Source organism: Epilithonimonas sp. (assembly GCF_032054305.1).
In the GTDB taxonomy this organism is placed as follows: domain Bacteria; phylum Bacteroidota; class Bacteroidia; order Flavobacteriales; family Weeksellaceae; genus Epilithonimonas.
In genome coordinates, this window is the sequence record NZ_DAMBSX010000001.1 from 731744 (window position 1) to 750261 (window position 18518).

Annotated in this window: 18 protein-coding genes and 1 tRNA gene; 5 read left to right on the forward strand and 14 right to left on the reverse strand. The window is 35.7% G+C overall.

Annotated elements, in window-relative coordinates:
- Nucleotides 1-35: 35 nt before the first annotated feature.
- The 6 genes from RTX21_RS03325 to RTX21_RS03350 all read right to left on the reverse strand — a co-directional run bounded on the left by RTX21_RS03325 (nt 36) and on the right by RTX21_RS03350 (nt 6584).
- On the reverse strand, nt 36-857 hold the full coding sequence (locus tag RTX21_RS03325) for a flavin reductase family protein (protein ID WP_312765279.1): 822 nt from the start codon (nt 855-857) through the stop codon (nt 36-38).
- A gap of 169 nt (nt 858-1026) precedes the next feature.
- Nucleotides 1027-1578, reverse strand: a complete 552-nt coding sequence (locus RTX21_RS03330; RefSeq protein ID WP_312765280.1) for a class I SAM-dependent methyltransferase — start codon at nt 1576-1578, stop codon at nt 1027-1029.
- 19 nt (nt 1579-1597) lie between these two features.
- Nucleotides 1598-2851 carry a fumarylacetoacetase gene (gene fahA, locus RTX21_RS03335; RefSeq protein WP_312765281.1) on the reverse strand — a complete coding sequence of 418 codons (1254 nt, stop codon included), beginning with the start codon at nt 2849-2851 and terminating at the stop codon, nt 1598-1600.
- Between the two features lie 83 nt (nt 2852-2934).
- Nucleotides 2935-4065 carry a 4-hydroxyphenylpyruvate dioxygenase gene (gene hppD / locus RTX21_RS03340; RefSeq protein ID WP_312765282.1) on the reverse strand — a complete coding sequence of 377 codons (1131 nt, stop codon included), beginning with the start codon at nt 4063-4065 and terminating at the stop codon, nt 2935-2937.
- 379 nt (nt 4066-4444) lie between these two features.
- On the reverse strand, nt 4445-5098 hold the full coding sequence (locus RTX21_RS03345; RefSeq protein ID WP_312765283.1) for a hypothetical protein: 654 nt from the start codon (nt 5096-5098) through the stop codon (nt 4445-4447).
- Between the two features lie 214 nt (nt 5099-5312).
- Nucleotides 5313-6584 carry an acetyl-CoA hydrolase/transferase C-terminal domain-containing protein gene (locus tag RTX21_RS03350; RefSeq protein WP_312765284.1) on the reverse strand — a complete coding sequence of 424 codons (1272 nt, stop codon included), beginning with the start codon at nt 6582-6584 and terminating at the stop codon, nt 5313-5315.
- Nucleotides 6585-6868: 284 nt separating this feature from the next.
- Between RTX21_RS03350 and RTX21_RS03355 the strand changes: the two genes are divergently transcribed.
- The gene (locus RTX21_RS03355; protein WP_312765285.1) at nt 6869-7084 is read left to right on the forward strand and encodes a hypothetical protein; all 216 of its coding nucleotides are present in this window, start codon (nt 6869-6871) and stop codon (nt 7082-7084) included.
- A gap of 64 nt (nt 7085-7148) precedes the next feature.
- Here the strand turns inward: RTX21_RS03355 and RTX21_RS03360 are convergent, their stop codons facing one another.
- Nucleotides 7149-8300: a homogentisate 1,2-dioxygenase gene (locus RTX21_RS03360; RefSeq protein ID WP_312765286.1), complete on the reverse strand. Its 1152-nt coding sequence runs from the start codon at nt 8298-8300 to the stop codon at nt 7149-7151.
- A gap of 405 nt (nt 8301-8705) precedes the next feature.
- Here RTX21_RS03360 and RTX21_RS03365 point away from each other — a divergent pair, with 405 nt between their 5' ends.
- A complete protein-coding gene (locus RTX21_RS03365; RefSeq protein WP_248875902.1) occupies nt 8706-9389 on the forward strand; it encodes a Bax inhibitor-1 family protein in 684 nt (227 codons plus the stop codon).
- A gap of 53 nt (nt 9390-9442) precedes the next feature.
- Here RTX21_RS03365 and RTX21_RS03370 read toward each other — a convergent pair whose 3' ends face one another.
- The 4 genes from RTX21_RS03370 to RTX21_RS03385 all read right to left on the reverse strand — a co-directional run bounded on the left by RTX21_RS03370 (nt 9443) and on the right by RTX21_RS03385 (nt 14016).
- Complete coding sequence (locus tag RTX21_RS03370; protein WP_312765287.1) at nt 9443-9916, reverse strand: thioredoxin family protein; 474 nt, start codon at nt 9914-9916, stop codon at nt 9443-9445.
- A gap of 1 nt (nt 9917) precedes the next feature.
- Complete coding sequence (locus RTX21_RS03375) at nt 9918-12020, reverse strand: TonB-dependent receptor domain-containing protein (RefSeq protein WP_312765288.1); 2103 nt, start codon at nt 12018-12020, stop codon at nt 9918-9920.
- 117 nt (nt 12021-12137) lie between these two features.
- Complete coding sequence (gene murC / locus RTX21_RS03380) at nt 12138-13475, reverse strand: Mur ligase family protein (protein ID WP_312765289.1); 1338 nt, start codon at nt 13473-13475, stop codon at nt 12138-12140.
- A 133-nt stretch (nt 13476-13608) separates the two neighbouring features.
- A complete protein-coding gene (locus RTX21_RS03385) occupies nt 13609-14016 on the reverse strand; it encodes a hypothetical protein (RefSeq protein WP_312765290.1) in 408 nt (135 codons plus the stop codon).
- Nucleotides 14017-14301: 285 nt separating this feature from the next.
- Between RTX21_RS03385 and RTX21_RS03390 the strand changes: the two genes are divergently transcribed.
- The 3 genes from RTX21_RS03390 to RTX21_RS03400 all read left to right on the forward strand — a co-directional run bounded on the left by RTX21_RS03390 (nt 14302) and on the right by RTX21_RS03400 (nt 17321).
- A complete protein-coding gene (locus tag RTX21_RS03390) occupies nt 14302-15276 on the forward strand; it encodes an SDR family oxidoreductase (RefSeq protein ID WP_312765291.1) in 975 nt (324 codons plus the stop codon).
- Between the two features lie 217 nt (nt 15277-15493).
- Nucleotides 15494-16516 carry a sulfite exporter TauE/SafE family protein gene (locus tag RTX21_RS03395; protein ID WP_312765292.1) on the forward strand — a complete coding sequence of 341 codons (1023 nt, stop codon included), beginning with the start codon at nt 15494-15496 and terminating at the stop codon, nt 16514-16516.
- Between the two features lie 19 nt (nt 16517-16535).
- Nucleotides 16536-17321 carry a phosphatase PAP2 family protein gene (locus tag RTX21_RS03400; RefSeq protein ID WP_312765293.1) on the forward strand — a complete coding sequence of 262 codons (786 nt, stop codon included), beginning with the start codon at nt 16536-16538 and terminating at the stop codon, nt 17319-17321.
- 137 nt (nt 17322-17458) lie between these two features.
- Here the strand turns inward: RTX21_RS03400 and RTX21_RS03405 are convergent.
- The 3 genes from RTX21_RS03405 to gcvH all read right to left on the reverse strand — a co-directional run bounded on the left by RTX21_RS03405 (nt 17459) and on the right by gcvH (nt 18446).
- A tRNA-Cys gene (locus RTX21_RS03405) sits at nt 17459-17529 on the reverse strand.
- Between the two features lie 178 nt (nt 17530-17707).
- Nucleotides 17708-18076 carry a VanZ family protein gene (locus RTX21_RS03410; protein WP_312765294.1) on the reverse strand — a complete coding sequence of 123 codons (369 nt, stop codon included), beginning with the start codon at nt 18074-18076 and terminating at the stop codon, nt 17708-17710.
- On the reverse strand, nt 18069-18446 hold the full coding sequence (gene gcvH / locus RTX21_RS03415) for a glycine cleavage system protein GcvH (protein WP_312765295.1): 378 nt from the start codon (nt 18444-18446) through the stop codon (nt 18069-18071). The genes RTX21_RS03410 and gcvH overlap by 8 nt, the downstream gene beginning before the upstream one ends.
- Nucleotides 18447-18518 lie beyond the last annotated feature (72 nt).

Here is an 18518-nt window from a genome sequence, read left to right on the forward strand (position 1 = left end):
GTTTTTGGTTTATAAGTTTTAGTTTTAATTCATTCTCAAAGTTTTAAAATTTCCCAGGCTTTTTCGATTTCATTGTTTTTTAAAAACTTTTGTGCCAATAAATGTACATCTTTTTCCGAAGAAAAACTTCCAATCGGTAAAATTTCTATGTTCGCTAACATTCCAAGGTCATTACCTGTAAAAACATCACTTCTTTTGATTGCCTCGGGAAGTTTGTCGTAACCAATTCCTTTTGTAACAAGCGGTTTAGGGACTTCGAAGATATTATTTTCATTGTTTCTGGAATAGAAATTACTTCCCAATCTTGCAACCAAATCCAATTGCTTCTGGTCAAGATTTCCAGCGTCATCCAGATATTTTTCATTGATATGAATTTTGACAATTTCTGCAATCACAAGATTTCCCGAACCGCCAAGATTTCCAAGCGACTTAATCTCCAAAACTTTACATTCGAAATTAACCGGAGATTCTTCAATCAAAGGTGGTTTTACGATGTCTGCTGATTTCATTGTCAAACCTGACTTAATGAACTCATTCACGCCGTCTTCATATTCTGTACTAGCCAAAGAAACCTGTTGTACCATATCGAAATTGACATTGCCGATAACCAATTCCGGGACTTCTTTCAGGTTTTCCAACGTATGTTTTGTCGTATTATCGCGAACTCTTCTGGAAGGCGAAATAATCACCACCGGCGGAACTGTGCTGAACATATTGAAAAAACTGAAAGGCGAAAGATTGATTTCTCCTTTGTTGTTAATCGTGCTTGCCAAAGCAATCGGCCTCGGCGCAATGGCTGTTTGCATTATTTGTTGCAATTGCATTGCAGGAATATCGGAAGGGATGATTATTTTCATTGTTTTGTTTTTGTAACCACAAGGAACACAAAGTTTTCACAAAGTTTTCACAAAGTTCTCTAATTTGTGAACCTTGTGGAAATCTTTGTGTCTTTGTGGTAAAGATTCTTTTTAGCAATAATTATCGTGTGAACCTCAGTTTCAGTTTCACTTCTTTCAAAATTAACTTTCAAATTTGAAAATCCGCGAATCCTACTTTTTTCAATTTCAACTGAATATCTTCAAGCAAATGGAAATTAAAAAATAATTGATGACCTGTGCTACTCGTTTGAAATTTTGAATCTTCGGAATTTCCTTCCACAAAACTCAGATAAAAGAGACCATTATCTTTCAGAAGATTATTAATATCTGAAATAAACTTATCTAATTCTTTTTCATTAATATATGGAAGACAAAATCCACTGATAATGGCATCGAATTTATCTTTAAATCTATCAATATCCCGACAATCCATTACTTCGAATTTTCCATTTGGAACGTTCTTTTTAGCCAATTCAATCATCTTTTCAGAATAATCAATTCCAAAAATATGAGCATCAGGAATTTTATTAGAAATATATTTTGAAATATTAGCAGGACCACAGCCAATTTCTAAAATTGAAGGAAAATTGGCCTTTATATTATTGCAAAACAAATCATACGAATCATCATAAATATTGAGATTCATAAATTTTTCTTCATACTGGTTGGCAACTTGACTCCAAAATTCCGAAGGTTCCATATTTTCTAATTCAGAATTATTAAAATGGAATCGCTGGTAAAATTTTTCCGCTCACTTCACCAAATCCAACTCGGATTCCGTCTTTTTCTGACCAAGCTTTCATTGTAATCGTATCTCCGTCTTCTATGAATTTTCTCTCAATTCCATCCTTGAGTTGCAAAGGTTTTGTTCCTCTCCAAGTCAATTCCAACATAGAACCGTAGGATTTTTCATCTTCGCCTGAAATTGTTCCACTGGCGTAAACATCGCCAACTTCTACATTACAACCATTCACGGTATGATGCGCCAATTGCTGGAACATATTCCAATACATAAATTTGTAATTGCTTTCGGAAATCAAATTTTCTTCAGAATTTTCTGGCTTCAGATAAACCTGAAGATTGATGTCGTAATTTTTATCGCCTTCGAATTTCAAATAGTCTAAAACTCCCGGTTCTTGCTTTGGAGATTCAGTTTTAAATGATTTTAAAGCTTCCAAAGTGACAATCCAAGGGGAAATAGACGAACCGAAATTCTTTCCTAAAAATGGACCTAGCGGAACATATTCCCAACTTTGAATATCTCTTGCAGACCAATCGTTGAAAATCATCATTCCAAAAATTGCATCTTCTGCTTCTGCAACAGAAATCCTTTCTCCCAAATCTGTATTTTTATTCACGACAAAAGCCATTTCCAATTCGAAATCGAGTTGTTTCGATGCACTGAAAATCGGCTTATCAGCATCAATTGGTTTGATTTGTCCGCAAGGTCTTGTGATGTCAATTCCGGATAAAACGATGGACGAGGCGCGACCGTGATAACCCACCGGCAAATGTTTCCAGTTTGGCAACAACGCATTTGCTGGGTCGCGGAACATCATTCCGACGTTGGTTGCGTGCTGAATGCTGCTGTAAAAATCTGTGTAATTCGGGATGTGCAAAGGCATCATCATTTGGATTTCATCCAGATTATAGAAACATTCCTCCAAAGCTCTTTCGTCTTTCGACAGCAAAGAATCTTCCAGCAACAATTCCTGAATCCTTTCACGAACTTTATTAGTAATTGGTTTTCCCAATTCTATAAACTCGTTGATCGTGTAGCCTTCGAAAACATTTTCTTCAAAGCCTTTGATATCTTCAAAATAACCAAGGTCGAATAATGTTGCCAAATCGATAACGATATCGCCAATTCTTGTAGCACAAGTAATAAATTCTTTGTTGAAAACACAAACTCCAAATGGAATATTATGAATTGAAAAATCGGAATTTGAAGGATAATTGATGAAGGATTTCATTTTTTGAATTTAGAATTAGATTAAAAAATTAAAGCATTAAAAATAATGCTTTAATTGTAAAAATATAAGAAAATAATTTGGGTTTAAAGATTTCCGCGTCTCTCCTGCTCTCTTTCCAAAGCTTCGAAAAGTGCTTTGAAATTTCCAGCTCCGAAACTCTGAGCACCGTGTCTCTCAATGATTTCGTAGAACAAAGTTGGTCTGTCTTCAACAGGTTTTGTGAAAATCTGAAGCAAGTAACCTTCTTCATCACAATCCACAAGGATACCCAGATTCTGAAGTTTTTTGATGTCTTCATCAATATTTCCCACTCGCTCCGGAATCATTTCATAATATGCTTCTGGTGGCGGTGAAAGGAATTCTACACCTCTATTTTTAAGTTCTGTGACAGTTTTTACAATGTCCTTGGTAGCAACTGCAATATGCTGAACGCCTTCGCCTTCGTAGAAATCCAGATATTCTTCTACCTGAGATTTTTTTTGACCTTCTGCCGGTTCGTTGATTGGAAATTTGGCATAACCATTTCCGTTGGACATTACTTTTGACATCAATGCAGAATATTCTGTATTGATTTGCTTATCATCAAAAGAAAGAATATTCACAAAGCCCATTACTTTTTCGTACCATTCCACCGTCGGAATCATTCTGTCCCAGCCGACATTTCCTACACAATGGTCAACGTATAACAATCCAACATCTGAAGGATTATAGTCGCTTTCCCATTTTTCGTAGCCTGGCATAAAAAGTCCATTATAATTTTTACGTTCTATGAACATATGAACGGTTTCGCCGTAGGTGTAAATTCCAGACATTCTCACTTCCCCGAATTCATCGGTCAAAGTCTGAGGCTCTAAATAAGGTTTTCCACCACGTTTAGTCGTTTCTTCAAAAGCTTTGTAGGCATCATCCACCCAAAGCGCAAGAATCTTAACACCATCACCGTGCTTTTTCTGATGTTGGCAAATTGGAGAATCTGACTTGAGACCGGAAGTTAAGACCAATCTAATCTTTCCTTGTTGCAAAACATAAGACGCTCTGTCTCTGACACCAGTTTCCGGGCCTGCATATGCAACAGACTGGAAACCGAACGCAGTTTTGTAAAAATGTGCGGCTTGCTTGGCATTTCCGACATAAAATTCTATAAAATCTGTTCCGTTGATTGGGAGAAAATTCTCGGCTTGTGCGATTTTCTCGGCAAAAGTGAGTGTTGACATTTTACTTTTTTACTTTATTATCTGTTTGCCAAGATAACATTTTTTCAGAAACAAACTAACAATTGTTAGTTTTATTCAATATGAAAAATAAGGATTAAATTTTTTAATTAATTACACAAATAATTAGAAAACAATCAAATGAAATAAAATGTAACCGATTACACACTCTATAGATGACAAAATTTATTGAAAAAAAATAAATATAAATCAATAAAAATTGATTTAGGTTAATTTCTGAATAACAAAATAACATTTTATATAAAAATAACACAATATGTATTTTTAAGTACATTTAAGTTTATTTTCATCGATTTACTATTATTATCTTTGCTAAAGAATTGTCAAGATTCTAAAAACACAAATAACGAAAAAAGCCGTATTAATACGGCTTTTTGTATATTACATTATTTAACAATCCAGAATTCGGGTTATAATTATCCCAAATCCTCCAGACATTGTCTTTATTTTTTATAAAATAGATTTGAGTATTAAGCTCATTAACTATATATTCCTCATCAGAATTTTCCACTACAAAGACAAGATTCCAAAACTCTTGCGTTTTTACAACAATCTTATCCGATTCTTCCGAGAGAACATCCAAATCAAAAATTTCAAAATTGGAACGGTTATTTTTTGTATATAATTTCAAATTCCTATCACAAAGCTCAGAACTATAATTCCTGATTCTCTCTATAAAAGGTGCTTCCGGGAAAATAAGATCATCAAAAATCTCGATTCTAGATTCTGGGAAACTTTTGAAAAACTCAAAGTTCGTATGACAATATCTATAAACAATATCGGTTGTAAACTCTTTGCTGAAAGCGTTTTCGTTATAAAGGTCATTCTCTTTGACATTCATGACATAGGCGTTCAGATCTCTGAATCCTAAAAATATACAGATCTTATCCAAAGTTTTAAGAAAACGCAAATCGTTATGTGTCTTATAATCATAATCACTCTCAAAAAATCTTTGTAAAGTAATATGGGAGATACTTGTTCCTAATTCAAACTTTTTCTTATGTTGCAATTCCATCCTTTTCGATAGATCTTCTTTTATAATTTCCGAAAGAATAACATAGTGACTCCTCTTCCATGGATCTATATTTCCGAGAATAGAATTTTTAACAACAGAATGCTCTCTGATCTCTTCTTTTATTAAATTATAAATCGATTTCAAACCCTCAAAATTTTCATGCTATCTCAAATGTACGATAAATAGTATGAAATTTAAAAGATTGTTTAATTTTTTATTTGAACCTTTCGAATGCGGCTTTGTCGAGCATTTCTCTGTCATCCGGATGAGAAATTTCTATCAAAGCTTTTGCACGTTGACGAAGATTTTTCCCATAAAGATAGGCTGTTCCAAATTCCGTAACGACATAATGAATGTGGCCTCTAGTTGTTACAACGCCTGCTCCTTGCTTTAAAAACGGAACAATTCTCGGAACATCTTTTTTAGTTCGGGATGATAATGCCATAATAGGTTTTCCACCTTCACTCAATGCTGCGCCACGCATAAAATCCATCTGTCCACCAATCCCGCTAAACTGCATCGTTCCGATAGAGTCTGCACAAACTTGCCCTGTCAAATCTATTTCAATAGCAGAATTGATGGCATGGACTTTTTTGTTTTTCATAATATTGATCGGGAAATTAACGTGCTGAACGTCCATAAAAGCAATTGCCGGATTGTCATCTACAAAATCATACAATTTTCTGGTTCCGAAACAAAAACTGGTAATCGTTCTGTTGGTATGCGTTCCTTTATATTTATTATTAACAATATCATTCAGGATCAAATCTACAACACCATCACTCAGCATCTCGGTATGGATTCCCAAATCTTTGTGATTATTAAGGCATTTCAAAACAGCATCGGGAATAGTTCCGATTCCCATTTGGAGTGTCGCTTTGTCATCAATCAATTCTGCAACGTGTCTTCCGATCAACATCTCTTCCGCTCCTACTTTTGCTCCATAATCGATGGTTAGAAGTTCTTCTTCGCTCCAAACCAATTTCTCGATTCTACTGATGTGAATCATTCCGTCGCCATGCGTTCTTGGCATTTTGGGATTGACAATCGCAATGATCTTTTTGGCTGTATCAATGGCGCTTCTGGCCACATCAACCGAAGTTCCCAAAGTACAATAACCATGACCATCTGGTGGAGAGACAGTGATCATTGCGACATCGATTGGTAAGATCTCGTTCTTGAAAAGAATCGGAATTTCGCTTAGGAAAATTGGAACATAATCTCCGTTTTCGCCATTCACAGCATTACGAACCGGTGCTGATGTAAATAATGAGTTGATGTAAAAACTATCTTTATATTCTGGTTTTGCAATTTCAACATTTCCTTGTTGTGTGATGGAAACCATTTCCACATCTTTTAAACGGGAAGATTGCTTTGCCAATTCATCATAGAAAATATTAGGTGTACAAGCACTTCCGTGACCAAAAATCCTGTCACCACTTTTAATTATTGAAACCGCTTCTTCTGGGCTAACGTAATTGACCATAGGTTCTATTGTTTCTTCAAAATTAATCAATACTGTAAATATAAAAGATGAGCGTTATCAGTTTGGGGAAAAGTCATTGTTTCTTTCTATCAATTTTCAAGTCACTCATTTTTAAACATTTGAATAAAATAATTAAAAATAATTTGAAAAGTTAAAATAAATTTTATTTACTTTGTAATTCAAAGTTCTTTATAATTTAAATTAAATATTATGATTACAAAAAGCCAAACAAACATTGTTTTATTTTCTATTCCGGTAGTTTTATTGAGTATCCGATCATAGCAATGCAGTTTTCCAAAAGCTGGAATTGGTCGCCCCTGGATTTTGTTGCAGCCGGAGTTATACTCTTCGGAACAGCATTTATCATTAAAATCATTTTAGAAAAGTCTAAAACCTTAAAAATCAGGTCGATATTGATTTTAATTACTCTTGCGCTTCTAATTTTGGTTTGGACAGAATTGGCTGTTGGGATCTTTGGAAGTCCGTTTGCGGGAAGTTGATGATTTAATATTTAAACTAAATTAAAAAAGCTAACATTTCCGTTAGCTTTTATTGTTTTTTAGATTATTCCAACCAACTTATTTTATAACTTGGGTCTTCTACTTTTATCGCTTCTTCCGTTAGCTTCAAAGGTCGGAACGGGTCAACCATTACTGCATATTCCTCAGTGAATTTTTTACCGATACTTCTTTCCATTGCGCCTGGATGCGGACCGTGAACAATTCCACCTGGGTGAAGAGAAAAATCCATCAAATCGACGTGATTTCTGCTCATAAAATCGCCTTCTGTGTAAAACAAAACCTCATCAGAATCGATGTTGGAATGATTGTAAGGTGCAGGAATCGCTTGCGGATGATAATCATACATCCGTGCACAGAATGAACAAACTACAAAGTTATGTGCTTCAAAATTCTGATGAACCGGAGGCGGTTGATGAACTCTTCCCGTAATTGGTTCAAAATTTTTGATATTGAATTTATATGGATAAAAATAACCGTCCCAACCAACAACATCAAATGGATGCGTTGCGTAAATGAAATCCGTTATCTGATTTTCTTTTTTGACTTTGATAAGAAAATCTCCTTTTTCATTTTTTGGCTCTACAAATGTTGGCGGAATAATATCTCTCTCACAAAAAGGTGAATGTTCCAACAATTGACCAAACTCATTGCGATAACGTTTTGGTGTGTAAATCGGCGAATGTGCTTCTATGAAAAAGAAAACATTTTGTTCGGTTTCTACTTCTAATTGATAAATCGTTCCTCTTGGAATAATGAGATAATCACCAACAGAAAACTCAATATTTCCGAGCATTGTTTTCAGAATTCCTTTTCCTTCGTGAACAAAAAGTAATTCGTCGCATTCTGCATTTTTATAGAAATAATCGGTCGATTTTCTTGGTTTTGCCAAACCCATTTTCAAATCATTGTTTAGCATCAGAACTTTTCGGCTTTCCAAAAAATCGTCTTCAGCAGTCACTTTTGCACCTTTTATCATTCTTGGCGTTACGTTTTTCTCGATCGCAATTTTTGGCGTCACATCTTTTGCTTCTCCGATTGATTTGATTTGAGTCGGGCGATGTGTATGATAAAGCAAAGATGCAATGCCGTGAAAACCTTCTGTTCCAAAGAGTTGTTCGTAATAGAATTGGTCATCTTCTGACTTGAAAATCGTATGTCTTTTTTGAGGAACTTTCCCCAGCTGAACGTATCTCATTTTATTAGATTTGGCTTTTCTCAAATGTAATATTTTTTTCTGATACTATGATTTGAACACAAAGTGCGCAAAGATTTTTTTTCATTATGGAAAATATTTTAGGGTTCGCAAAGGCGCTTCGCTCAGCTAAAGTTTGTTTGTTGTTATGAGGAATCTCAGCAATTTAGATTCCTGTGGAATGACAAAATTGTGTTTTTATAGCTGCTGTTGTTTGGATGTTGAATGCCCTAGCCCTGATGGTAGCGGCATCCTTTTTTGTCATTGCGATTGTAAGATTACTTCACTTCGTTCGACAAAAAAGATACAGCGGACAGCAGGTTCCCGGCTCCTAAAAATAATTATGAAATCCTTAAGATTCGTTTTTAATAGAAAATGTTATCTTTGAGAATATTAAAATTAGTACAGATGAATGATTCATTAATGGTTTCTCAGTTGTCAGAAATCGAAAGAGCAGAATTTTACAGGAAAACATATATGCACGTTGCAGTTGCGATTTTGGCGTTTGGAGCCGTGGAATATTTGTTATTGCAAACGATTCCGTTGGAGACGATTTTGTCCTTGATGACGGGAAAATATATTTGGCTTGCAGTGATTGGGATTTTTTGGATGGTGTCTATGCTGGCAACAAAATTATCCTTCTCTGTGTCCAAAAACACGCAATATCTAGGATTGGGATTGTTTGTTTTGATAGAAGCCGTGATTTTCTTGCCAATGTTGGGAATCGCAAGTTTGTATGCGCCACAGATCATCACACAAGCGGCTTTGGTAACACTTTTTATGTTCGCCGGATTAACAGCAACAGTGTTTTTCACCAATAAAGATTTTTCTTTCCTGAGAAATATTATCGTCATTGGTGGTTTTGTAGCACTAGGCGTTATCGTTGTGGGTGCTATTTTCGGATTCAATTTGGGACTTTGGTTCTCTCTGGCGATGGTTGGATTGGCGAGCGCGAGTATTCTTTACGAGACTTACAACATCAAAAATGTTTACACAAAAGGACAATATGTAGGCGCAGCTTTGCAAATGTTCTCATCTATAATGCTTTTGTTCTGGTATATTTTGAGAATATTCTTGAGCAGAAGAGATTAAGTTTTAATCAATATCAATTATTATAGAAGTGTCCGAGATTATTTGGGCACTTTTTATTTTTCAATTTTATTGAGAATATCCAGAAGTTCCGAAGATCTTAGATAGCCATTATATTGAAAAATGATTTCATTCTGAGGATTTAAAATAATTAAACTTGGATATGTTGTTTTATCTTGTGTCAAAGTTTCTGCCAGTTCGTGGATTCCTGTATTGGTGCCTGTTGGTTTGTAATGAAATATTTTTCCAGCGAAATTAATATTCCGTTTTTCTTCTGCATTGAAGTTGATGAAATAGAAATTTTGGTTAATAGCTTCGATAACTTTTTGATTTTTGAAAGTCGTATTTTCCATTGCTTTGCAGTAGTCGCACCAATCGGTTTTAATGAAAATTATATCATTTTGATTATGCGATTTTTGTAAATTTTCTAATTCTTCAAATTGATGATTCTTAATCTGCGAAAAGCAAATTCCGGAAAGCAGAACACTTCCCAGAATTGCTGATTTAAATATGACATCACAAAATTTCATCTTAATTAAAATTAAATCTAATTCCCAAAAAACCACGGATTCCTTGATTTGGCGCGTAAACATAGGATGGGTCAAAAGTCAATGCGTAAGGATTATCTGGCGTTGCAACAACCTGACCATTTCCATTATAAACAACATTGTTATCAAACGGATCATTTGACCTTGCGATAATAAAAGGATTTCCTTTGTTCGGAGTCCAATTGAGCAAGTTTTTTACACCTGCATAAATTTCAAATTTCTTGAAACCATCATACGTAAATTGAATATTCTGAATGCTCCACCAAGGCGACATCGGTTTTCTAGGGTCAAGTTCTCCCAACAAAGGCAAACGCATCGGACCATAGATATTTCCCGTGTAATCAACAGATAAATTCCAAGGTTTGATTTTATAAGAAACCGTCCAAGTTCCAGTGAATTTTTCGGTCAGCATTTGTTGTTCTGTAATTCCGTTTTCGGTAATTGTATTCTCCATCAAAGTTCCACCGAGAATGAATTTTAAACCATTGGTGAAAGTCAAATCTGCATTCAGGCTGAGACCTTTGCTCACGGCATGACCGTCCAGATTATCATAGATGATTTTATTCGCATCCGTTTCGTAATCCGGAACAATTCTGTTGGTGAAATAAGTATAAAAAGCAGAAGCTTCCAATCCCACAAAGCTTCCTGAATCAAAGTAGATTTTCTTGACAAAATTCAGATTGGCGTTATAAGATTTTTCGGGTTTTAAATCGTTAAGAATAATCACATCTCTTGCACCAGTCAAAGCGGCGTGGTCTTCTGTGAAAAGATTGACAACCCGGAAACCTGTCCCAGCATTGAACCTTAAAATATTATTATCGTTAACAGACCATTTGTAAGCCAATCTCGGTGTAAAAATATTCCCGTGAATATTATTATGGTCATATCTGAAACCCAACAAAAGCTTGTGTTTCTCTGCCAATGTAATCTCATCCTGAATAAAAATACCGGGAAGCCAGGTCTTCTGGGCTTCTAAATTTGTCGCTGGTGTGTTGTCATCATAATAAGTATATCTCAAAGCAGTTCCAGCCAACAAATCGTGATTGCCCAGCTTCTTGTCCCAAGTCAGTTGTCCAAAAGATATTTTCTGATTGGCGATGTAAGAGACCGTTCCATAGCGGCTGTCCTGATCATGATTGATCAATGAAAACGCAAAGAACATTTTTTCATTCACAGGAAGTTGATAATTACCTAAGATCTCCGCCCGGTTGGTGTAGATACTTTCGCCATAGATTTGGTCACCACCCCGGAAAGATCTGTTCCACCGGATGTCGCCGCCCCAACGGTCTTCATACATATAGCGTCCGGCAATTGTGAATAGTCGATTTTCTTTTCTTTCAAAATTCCATTTTTGGAAAACGGAAATTCGGTTTTGTAAAGTGACATCTGTGAAATTATCGTGGTTGTTATCGATTTTATTCTGGAAATTAAAATAATTGATTCCTGTCAAAACACTCGTTTTTTTCCCTGCATTGAATTTGAAACCCAAATCCACATTGTATTCTCCCCAGGTCGTCGACATCAAATCTACCGTTGCTAATGGTGCATTTTGAGGTTTCTTTGTAATGATATTAATGAGCCCGCCAACAGCCTCGCTTCCATAGAGAGAAGAAGCGGGACCTTTTACAATTTCGATTCTTTCTACCAGCGAATTTGGAATCCCGGAAAGTCCATAGACTGTTCCCAATGAACTCACAATCGGCATCCCATCAATCAAAACCATTGTATAGGGACCTTCCAAACCATTGATATGGATATCGCCCGTGTTACAAATATTACAGTTGAGCTGAGGACGAACACCATTGATATTTTGCAAAGCATCAAAAATACTCGGCGTTGGGTTTTTTCTGAAAAATTTTGGTGTGTAAATTTCTACGGGAACTGGGCTTTCCAAACGATTCACTTCTTTCATGGTTCCGGAAATTACCACTTCATCTATGTTTGACGTTTTATGTTGTTTTTCTTCAATACTAATGCTATCAACCTTTTGAATATTGACAGTGTCAGTTTTCATCTCCTGAGATTTAATAAAAACAGAACCTGTCAAAAGGAAGACAAAACCGAATAAAGAATATTTCACAATCATAAAACAAATATTTTCATTGACAAATATATAAATGTTAGACTAACCTAACAAACAAATTAGTCAAAATTAAATCCTCTTGATTTTCTCAAGAGGATCTTTTGTTATTGGATTGATTTTTTATTTAGTCAAATCAACACCTCCGAAATTACCGGAACTCATCATTACAAATGCACCTTTGGTTTTATCAAGATTTTCCCAATAAGTATGCAAATCTTCTGCATTGGTAAAGACTTTCAGATTTTCGTTTTTGAATTTTTCTTTGATCAATTCTGGAGAAATCGGATCCATTCTTTTGATCTTCAACGCATCTTCCGAATAGAAAACTATTGCATTATCCAAACCATCCATTGCGTGGTCATACTGTTCCAGGAAAACCGGATTCAGGCTGGAATAAGTATGCAATTCCAAGAAACCAAAAGTTTCAGTCTTTGAAAATTGTTCTGCAAAAGCGGAAACCGTAGCCTTTACTTTGCTTGGTGCATGTGCAAAATCTTTGTAAAGCAAACCGCCATCAGCCCGTTCAACTTTCTCCAGACGTTTCGATGCACCTTTGAAACTCATTATAGCTTCATAAAATTCCTCTTCCATAATTCCCAATTGCGAACAGATGAATCTTGCGCCTTCCATATTCAGCAAATTGTGTTTTCCGAAGACTGATAACGGAATGTCTCCCATATCGGTTTTCAGGTTTACAATTCCATTAACGATTTCGTAATCTGGCGTTTTGTAGGGGATTTTTCTGAAATAATTTTCGGCACTTTCTACTACTTTTACCACTTCCATATCCTCAACATTATAAACCAAAACTCCTCCCGGTGTAATACTTGCCACAAATTTTCTAAACTGATCAACGTAATCATCAAAAGTTTTGAAAACATTAATATGGTCCCAGGCAATTCCAGAAATCAAAGCGATATTGGGTTGATACAATAAAAACTTAGAACGCAGATCAATTGGCGAAGACAGATATTCGTCGCCTTCGAGAATCATAAAATCATTATCATTCGTGATTTTCACCATACAATCAAAGCCTTCTAATTGTGCACCAACCATGTAGTCGATGTCTTTCTGATGAAAATTCAAAACATGAAGAATCATTGACGTAATTGTTGTTTTCCCATGAGAACCACCAATTACAACTCTCGTTTTCTCTTTGGATTGTTCGTAGAGAAACTCCGGATAAGAATAGATCTTCAATCCCAATTCTTTAGCCTTTGCTAATTCCGGATTATCTGCGTGAGCGTGCATTCCAAGGATTACAGCATCAATATCCGAAGTTAGTTTTTCGGGAAACCAACCTAACTCTGCAGGAAGAATTCCTTTTCTTTCCAATCGAGATCTTGAAGGTTCAAAAATAGCATCATCGGAACCAGTTACCTGATAGCCTTTATCTTTGAGTGCAATGGCAAGATTGTGCATCGCAGAACCACCAATGGCAATAAAATGGGTTTTCAATTCTAAACAATTTTACACAAAAGTAAGGAGTTTTCTTTGAAAGATGTTAGAAATTAGAAGTAAGAAATTAGATTTCCATCATTAATCATAAAATAAAAACCCTGATTTTTACAAATCAGGGTTTCGAGAATATTTATGATAGAGTAGTTTGTACTTGTTGAAAATTGGGCTCTATTTTGAGTTCCTCGCCAGTCAATGTAAAGTAGATATTCTGAAGCTGATGAAGATGATTGCATTTGATATAATTTCCAAAAAACAAGAAGCCCTCTAATATTTTGCTGGAATCCAGATCAAAATCGTATCGACAACAATTCGGTAAATCAAATCTGATTCTACTTTTCGAACGGTACGCTTCTTTAAATCCCAATTTTGAAAACCATTCGACAGTCAGAGCAATTGGCTTCAGTCTCCTATAATCTACAGCGGTGTCCTGATCGATCTTTACAAGAACACTCTCTTGGCTGCTTTCCATTCCAATGATTGGTACAATAGAGTCTCCATACATCATCAAGTTATTCAATCTAAGTTCTGTGGCTTCCATATTTATTATGTTATTTTGTTGTGAGTTATGTAAATGATACTTACAAAACGTTTGCCAAGCTGATGTTAAATCAATAATAAAATTACATTATGATTGAAAATGTTATTGCTTCACATTCAAGCTATCGCCGTGAGGTCTCTGTATGCTTTCCGTGACCTTTCTGTATTATAGCCCTATTACGAAAAATATAATATTTTGATTTTATAATAATATTAATGATAAAAATAAATTGAAGATTTGGTGGTATGTTCTTTGAATTAGATTGAATTCCAAAATCAAAATATTATGAAATTACACAATCTAAATAATAGAACCGTAGTTATAACAGGTGCATCCAGCGGAGTTGGTTTGGCAGCTGCAGAACTGTTTGCCCAAGAAGGCTGTAATCTTGTATTAGCAGCGCGTGGAAAAGACGCTTTGGAAAAAGCAGTTCAAACTTGTCAAAGTTTGGGAGCCTCTGCAATTGCTATCCCAACCGATGTTTCAGATTTTAAAGAAGTTGAAAAACTAGCAGAAGAAGCTTTGAAAGTAACAGGAACTATTGATTTTTGGGTCAATAATGCAGGCGTTATGGCGACTGGGAAATATGAGGAAACACCGATCGAGGTCATCGACCAGGTCATCAAAACCAATCTCCTCGGCTATTTGCACGGTGCAAGAGCAATTTTACCCATTTTCAAAAAACAGACCCACGGGATTCTCATCAATAATATTTCCATTGGGGGATGGATGCCGGCACCTTATGGGACTGCTTATTCAGCATCAAAATATGGGATTCGCGGAATGACCGAATGTCTGCAAGGCGAGGTTTCTGATGAGCCGGATATTCACGTTTGTGCTTTGTATCCAAGCATTCAGAAATCTACAGGTAATATGCACTCGGCAAAATACTCAGGTTTAGATTTTAAAATTCCTCCAACTGCCTCTGACCCGAAGATATTAGCAACGGCAATGGTAGAAATGGCAAAAAACCCAAAGAAAAGTAAGTTTACAGATCTCTCTTCTCTAATGATGAAAGGAATGTATAGTCTGTTTCCAAGACCAATCATCAATGCAACTTCAGCAGGCTTACGTTTGTTAATGAAAGAAGACAGCGAAACGGATACCGACGGCAATGTTCTGACGCCTTCCAAAAACCCGATGCGAATCTATGGGCAAACGATGCTAAGTCCTTCTAAAAAACAAAAAAACCTTATATTGACAGGTTTAGGCATCGCAGCACTTGTCTTTTTATCCAGACAACTTAAACCAAAAGCATAAAATCAATCGATGACCTCGACCAAAAGAATCAATGCTTGTCTGAATTGAAATCAAAATCAAAAATTGGTTTCTGAAACGATTCCTTATCATAAGACTGCCAGTGAAAGATTCAAAAATGGAAAAATGAAAGCACAATAGCTTTCTTCAAAATATCTTCTAAATCAGGTTGCACCTTTGTCAAATAAAATTGATGGTGTAACCTTTTTTATTACTAAAAATGATTGTTGAAGTTATTTTATTGTTCTTCTGGACCATTTTTGCATTCTGGCTGAGCGCCATTTGCGGAGGCGGAGCAAGTCTCATTTTAATTCCAATCCTGAATCTGTTGTTACCGACTTCTTTTGTTCCATTTTCTCTTACAGTTGGGACATTCACAAGTTCGGTATCACGAATTGCTGTTTTCAAAAAACACATCAACTGGAAGATTTTCTTTTGGTTTGTCCCGTTTTCGATTCCTGCGGTTTTAATTGGTGCTTGCCTCATCAAATACATCAATCCGAATTATCTTCAATTGGTTGTTGCATTTTTCCTTATTGCCAATATTCCTCAACTTTTCAAAAAAGTAAAGAACGACGAAACTGATGAAAAAGTTTCCCCGAAATACATTTTAGCGATCATCGGTTTTCTGACAGGATTTGTTTCCGGAATTACAGGTGCAATCGGACTTTTGTTTAATCGATTTTACTTGAAATTCGGATTAAAAAAAGAAGAGATTGTGGCAACCCGCGCCGCAAATGAAGTTTTCCTGCATCTTATCAAATTGGTGATCTATATTTCGCTCGGACTTTATTCCAATATGGCTTTATGGCTCGGATCAGCGATTGCCGTTGCAACTATCATTTCATCTTATACTGTGAAATATATCCTTCCTTTTCTCAGTGAAAATCTCTTCAGAAAAATTGGCTACTGCGCAATGGTCGTTGCAGGAATTACTCTATTGATAGGAACATCTGATAAAATCATCCAACAAGATAAATTAGGTATTACTATTGTCAAAAGCGAATCTATTATTTCGTGGCGGTCGACTAATCTTGTAATTGAATTTGCCTTTGATGACGGCTTGGAAATTGAAAGACCAATTCATCCTGAAGAATTGCCTCATCATCTTAAAACCAAATACGATTCTCTGAAAAATCATTATGATGTCATTCATCTGGAAAAGGTTTTTACATTTCGAAATGAACCTTCCTATGAATTCTATTGTTACAAAGACAAACAGCTTACCAAATTTGAAAGTTAATCTAATTCAGAATGAATTTATGAAACTAATATTCTCGAGCTTATTAATTATTTTATTAAGTTCTCAAAACGTTTTTGCCCAGGACAGCTTATCCGTCAAAAACAATTTAACAGACAGCATTTCTACTCCTGAATTGCATATGGATAGCACTCATCAATTCAGTTATAAAAAACTGATCATCCCTGCTGCATTTATAACTTATGGTGTCGCAACTTTGAAATTTGATAAATTGAAACAACTCAATTTCTCCACAAGAACCGAGATCAACGAACATCAGCCTGACCACATACGGCTTGACAATTACACGCAATTTGCTCCTGCTGCTCTGGTTTATGGACTGAATGCTTTTGGAGTGGAGGGAAAACATAATTTCCGGGACCGAAGCATCATTTACGGCACATCATTGTTATTGGCATCCGCGGTTGTAATGCCTACAAAACATTTGGCAAAAGAAGAAAGACCCGACCAGTCGAATAATTTATCATTTCCTTCCGGTCATACCGCTTTTGCGTTTGCATCAGCACAATTCATGTACCGAGAATATAAGGACACCAATTTCTGGTTGGGAGTTTCCGGTTATTCTTTGGCGGTTTTCACGGGCGTTTACAGAATGTTGAATGATAAGCATTGGTTCAGTGACGTGGTTGCAGGTGCAGGAATCGGTATTTTATCTACGGAAGCTTCTTACTGGCTGTACCCCAAAATTAATAAGTTGTTGACTGGAAAAAATAAGAACTCTTCTACGATGATCATGCCTTTCTACCAGAATAAAACCGCAGGAATTGGACTCGTGAAAAATTTCTAAAACCAATATTGGCAAAATACTTGCTTCTAAAAATACAAGTAGGGGGATGCTTCGTTGGTCTTCCTACTTTTTTTGCATACATATTAAAACAAAAAACCCTAAAACACTATTAGTAAGTGAATTAGGATTTACAAGTGAGGTGCCTAGCGGATTCGAACCGCTGTAGATGGTGTTGCAGACCACTGCCTAGCCACTCGGCCAAAGCACCGTTTTATTGGTTTGCAAATTTAGTGTTTTTTTTTAGATTTCAAATTTTAATCTTCTTTTTTATTGGAATTTTTCAGATTATTTAGGCTTTAAAAATCAGAAAAGTCATTTTAAATAAATTTATTATTTGTAAAAGCCAGGAATGACTGATAAAATTATTGAAATTCAAAAGAGGATTTCTAAATTCTGTTACAAAATTTTTCATATTTGCCATACACATAATATGAGAGTAATAAGCCCAATGTATCTGCGACAGCATCCAAAATTTCCAAAGACCTTCCCCATTTCATAACATCCTGCAAAATCTCGGTAAGAAGCCCATAAGATACTAAAATGAGCAAGAAAACAAGAAGTTTTGCTCCAGGGAAGCGCAATCGAAAGAAAAACCCTAAAAGAAAAAATATTGAGAAATGAATAAGTTTATCTATATGTCTGAACATAAAGGTGTATTCTTTGTTCTCGATGCCCGGACGCAACAGCATATAAGTAAGAAATGCCCAATAAATGGGCAATATGATCTTACTATATTTCTTTAATAGATTATCCAACAACCTCTTGATATTCTTCTGCTGATAATAATGTAGACAAATCTGCTGAGTCGGCTACTTTAAGTTTTATAATCCATCCTTTTCCGTAAGGATCTGTGTTCAGCAACTCTGGCTGATCTTCCAGATCTGCATTAATTTCCAAAACTGTTCCGGCTACTGGGAGATAAAGATCAGAAACCGTCTTGACAGCTTCTACACTTCCGAATACGTCGCCTTCGTTCAGATCTTCATCAACGGTATCAACATCTACGAAAACGATGTCTCCCAATTCTCCCTGGGCATAATCTGTGATCCCGATTGTTGCAATGTCGCCTTCTACCTTGATCCACTCATGATCTTTGGTGTACTTTAGTTCTGCTGGTGTGTTCATTTTTATTGATTAGGTTTTCGCAAATTTAATTATATAATTAGGATATGACAATAGAATCAAAATAAATTACAA

Excerpts from the sequence above, each read along its gene's own strand:
- RTX21_RS03325 (WP_312765279.1), bottom strand. The coding sequence starts at position 857 with ATGAAAATAATCATCCCTTCCGATATTCCTGCAATGCAATTGCAACAA.
- RTX21_RS03330 (WP_312765280.1), bottom strand. The coding sequence starts at position 1,578 with ATGGAACCTTCGGAATTTTGGAGTCAAGTTGCCAACCAGTATGAAGAA.
- fahA (WP_312765281.1), bottom strand. The coding sequence starts at position 2,851 with ATGAAATCCTTCATCAATTATCCTTCAAATTCCGATTTTTCAATTCAT.
- hppD (WP_312765282.1), bottom strand. The coding sequence starts at position 4,065 with ATGTCAACACTCACTTTTGCCGAGAAAATCGCACAAGCCGAGAATTTT.
- RTX21_RS03345 (WP_312765283.1), bottom strand. The coding sequence starts at position 5,098 with ATGGAATTGCAACATAAGAAAAAGTTTGAATTAGGAACAAGTATCTCC.
- RTX21_RS03350 (WP_312765284.1), bottom strand. The coding sequence starts at position 6,584 with ATGGTCAATTACGTTAGCCCAGAAGAAGCGGTTTCAATAATTAAAAGT.
- RTX21_RS03355 (WP_312765285.1), top strand. The coding sequence starts at position 6,869 with ATGCAGTTTTCCAAAAGCTGGAATTGGTCGCCCCTGGATTTTGTTGCA.
- RTX21_RS03360 (WP_312765286.1), bottom strand. The coding sequence starts at position 8,300 with ATGAGATACGTTCAGCTGGGGAAAGTTCCTCAAAAAAGACATACGATT.
- RTX21_RS03365 (WP_248875902.1), top strand. The coding sequence starts at position 8,706 with ATGAATGATTCATTAATGGTTTCTCAGTTGTCAGAAATCGAAAGAGCA.
- RTX21_RS03370 (WP_312765287.1), bottom strand. The coding sequence starts at position 9,916 with ATGAAATTTTGTGATGTCATATTTAAATCAGCAATTCTGGGAAGTGTT.
- RTX21_RS03375 (WP_312765288.1), bottom strand. The coding sequence starts at position 12,020 with ATGATTGTGAAATATTCTTTATTCGGTTTTGTCTTCCTTTTGACAGGT.
- RTX21_RS03385 (WP_312765290.1), bottom strand. The coding sequence starts at position 14,016 with ATGGAAGCCACAGAACTTAGATTGAATAACTTGATGATGTATGGAGAC.
- RTX21_RS03390 (WP_312765291.1), top strand. The coding sequence starts at position 14,302 with ATGAAATTACACAATCTAAATAATAGAACCGTAGTTATAACAGGTGCA.
- RTX21_RS03395 (WP_312765292.1), top strand. The coding sequence starts at position 15,494 with ATGATTGTTGAAGTTATTTTATTGTTCTTCTGGACCATTTTTGCATTC.
- RTX21_RS03400 (WP_312765293.1), top strand. The coding sequence starts at position 16,536 with ATGAAACTAATATTCTCGAGCTTATTAATTATTTTATTAAGTTCTCAA.
- gcvH (WP_312765295.1), bottom strand. The coding sequence starts at position 18,446 with ATGAACACACCAGCAGAACTAAAGTACACCAAAGATCATGAGTGGATC.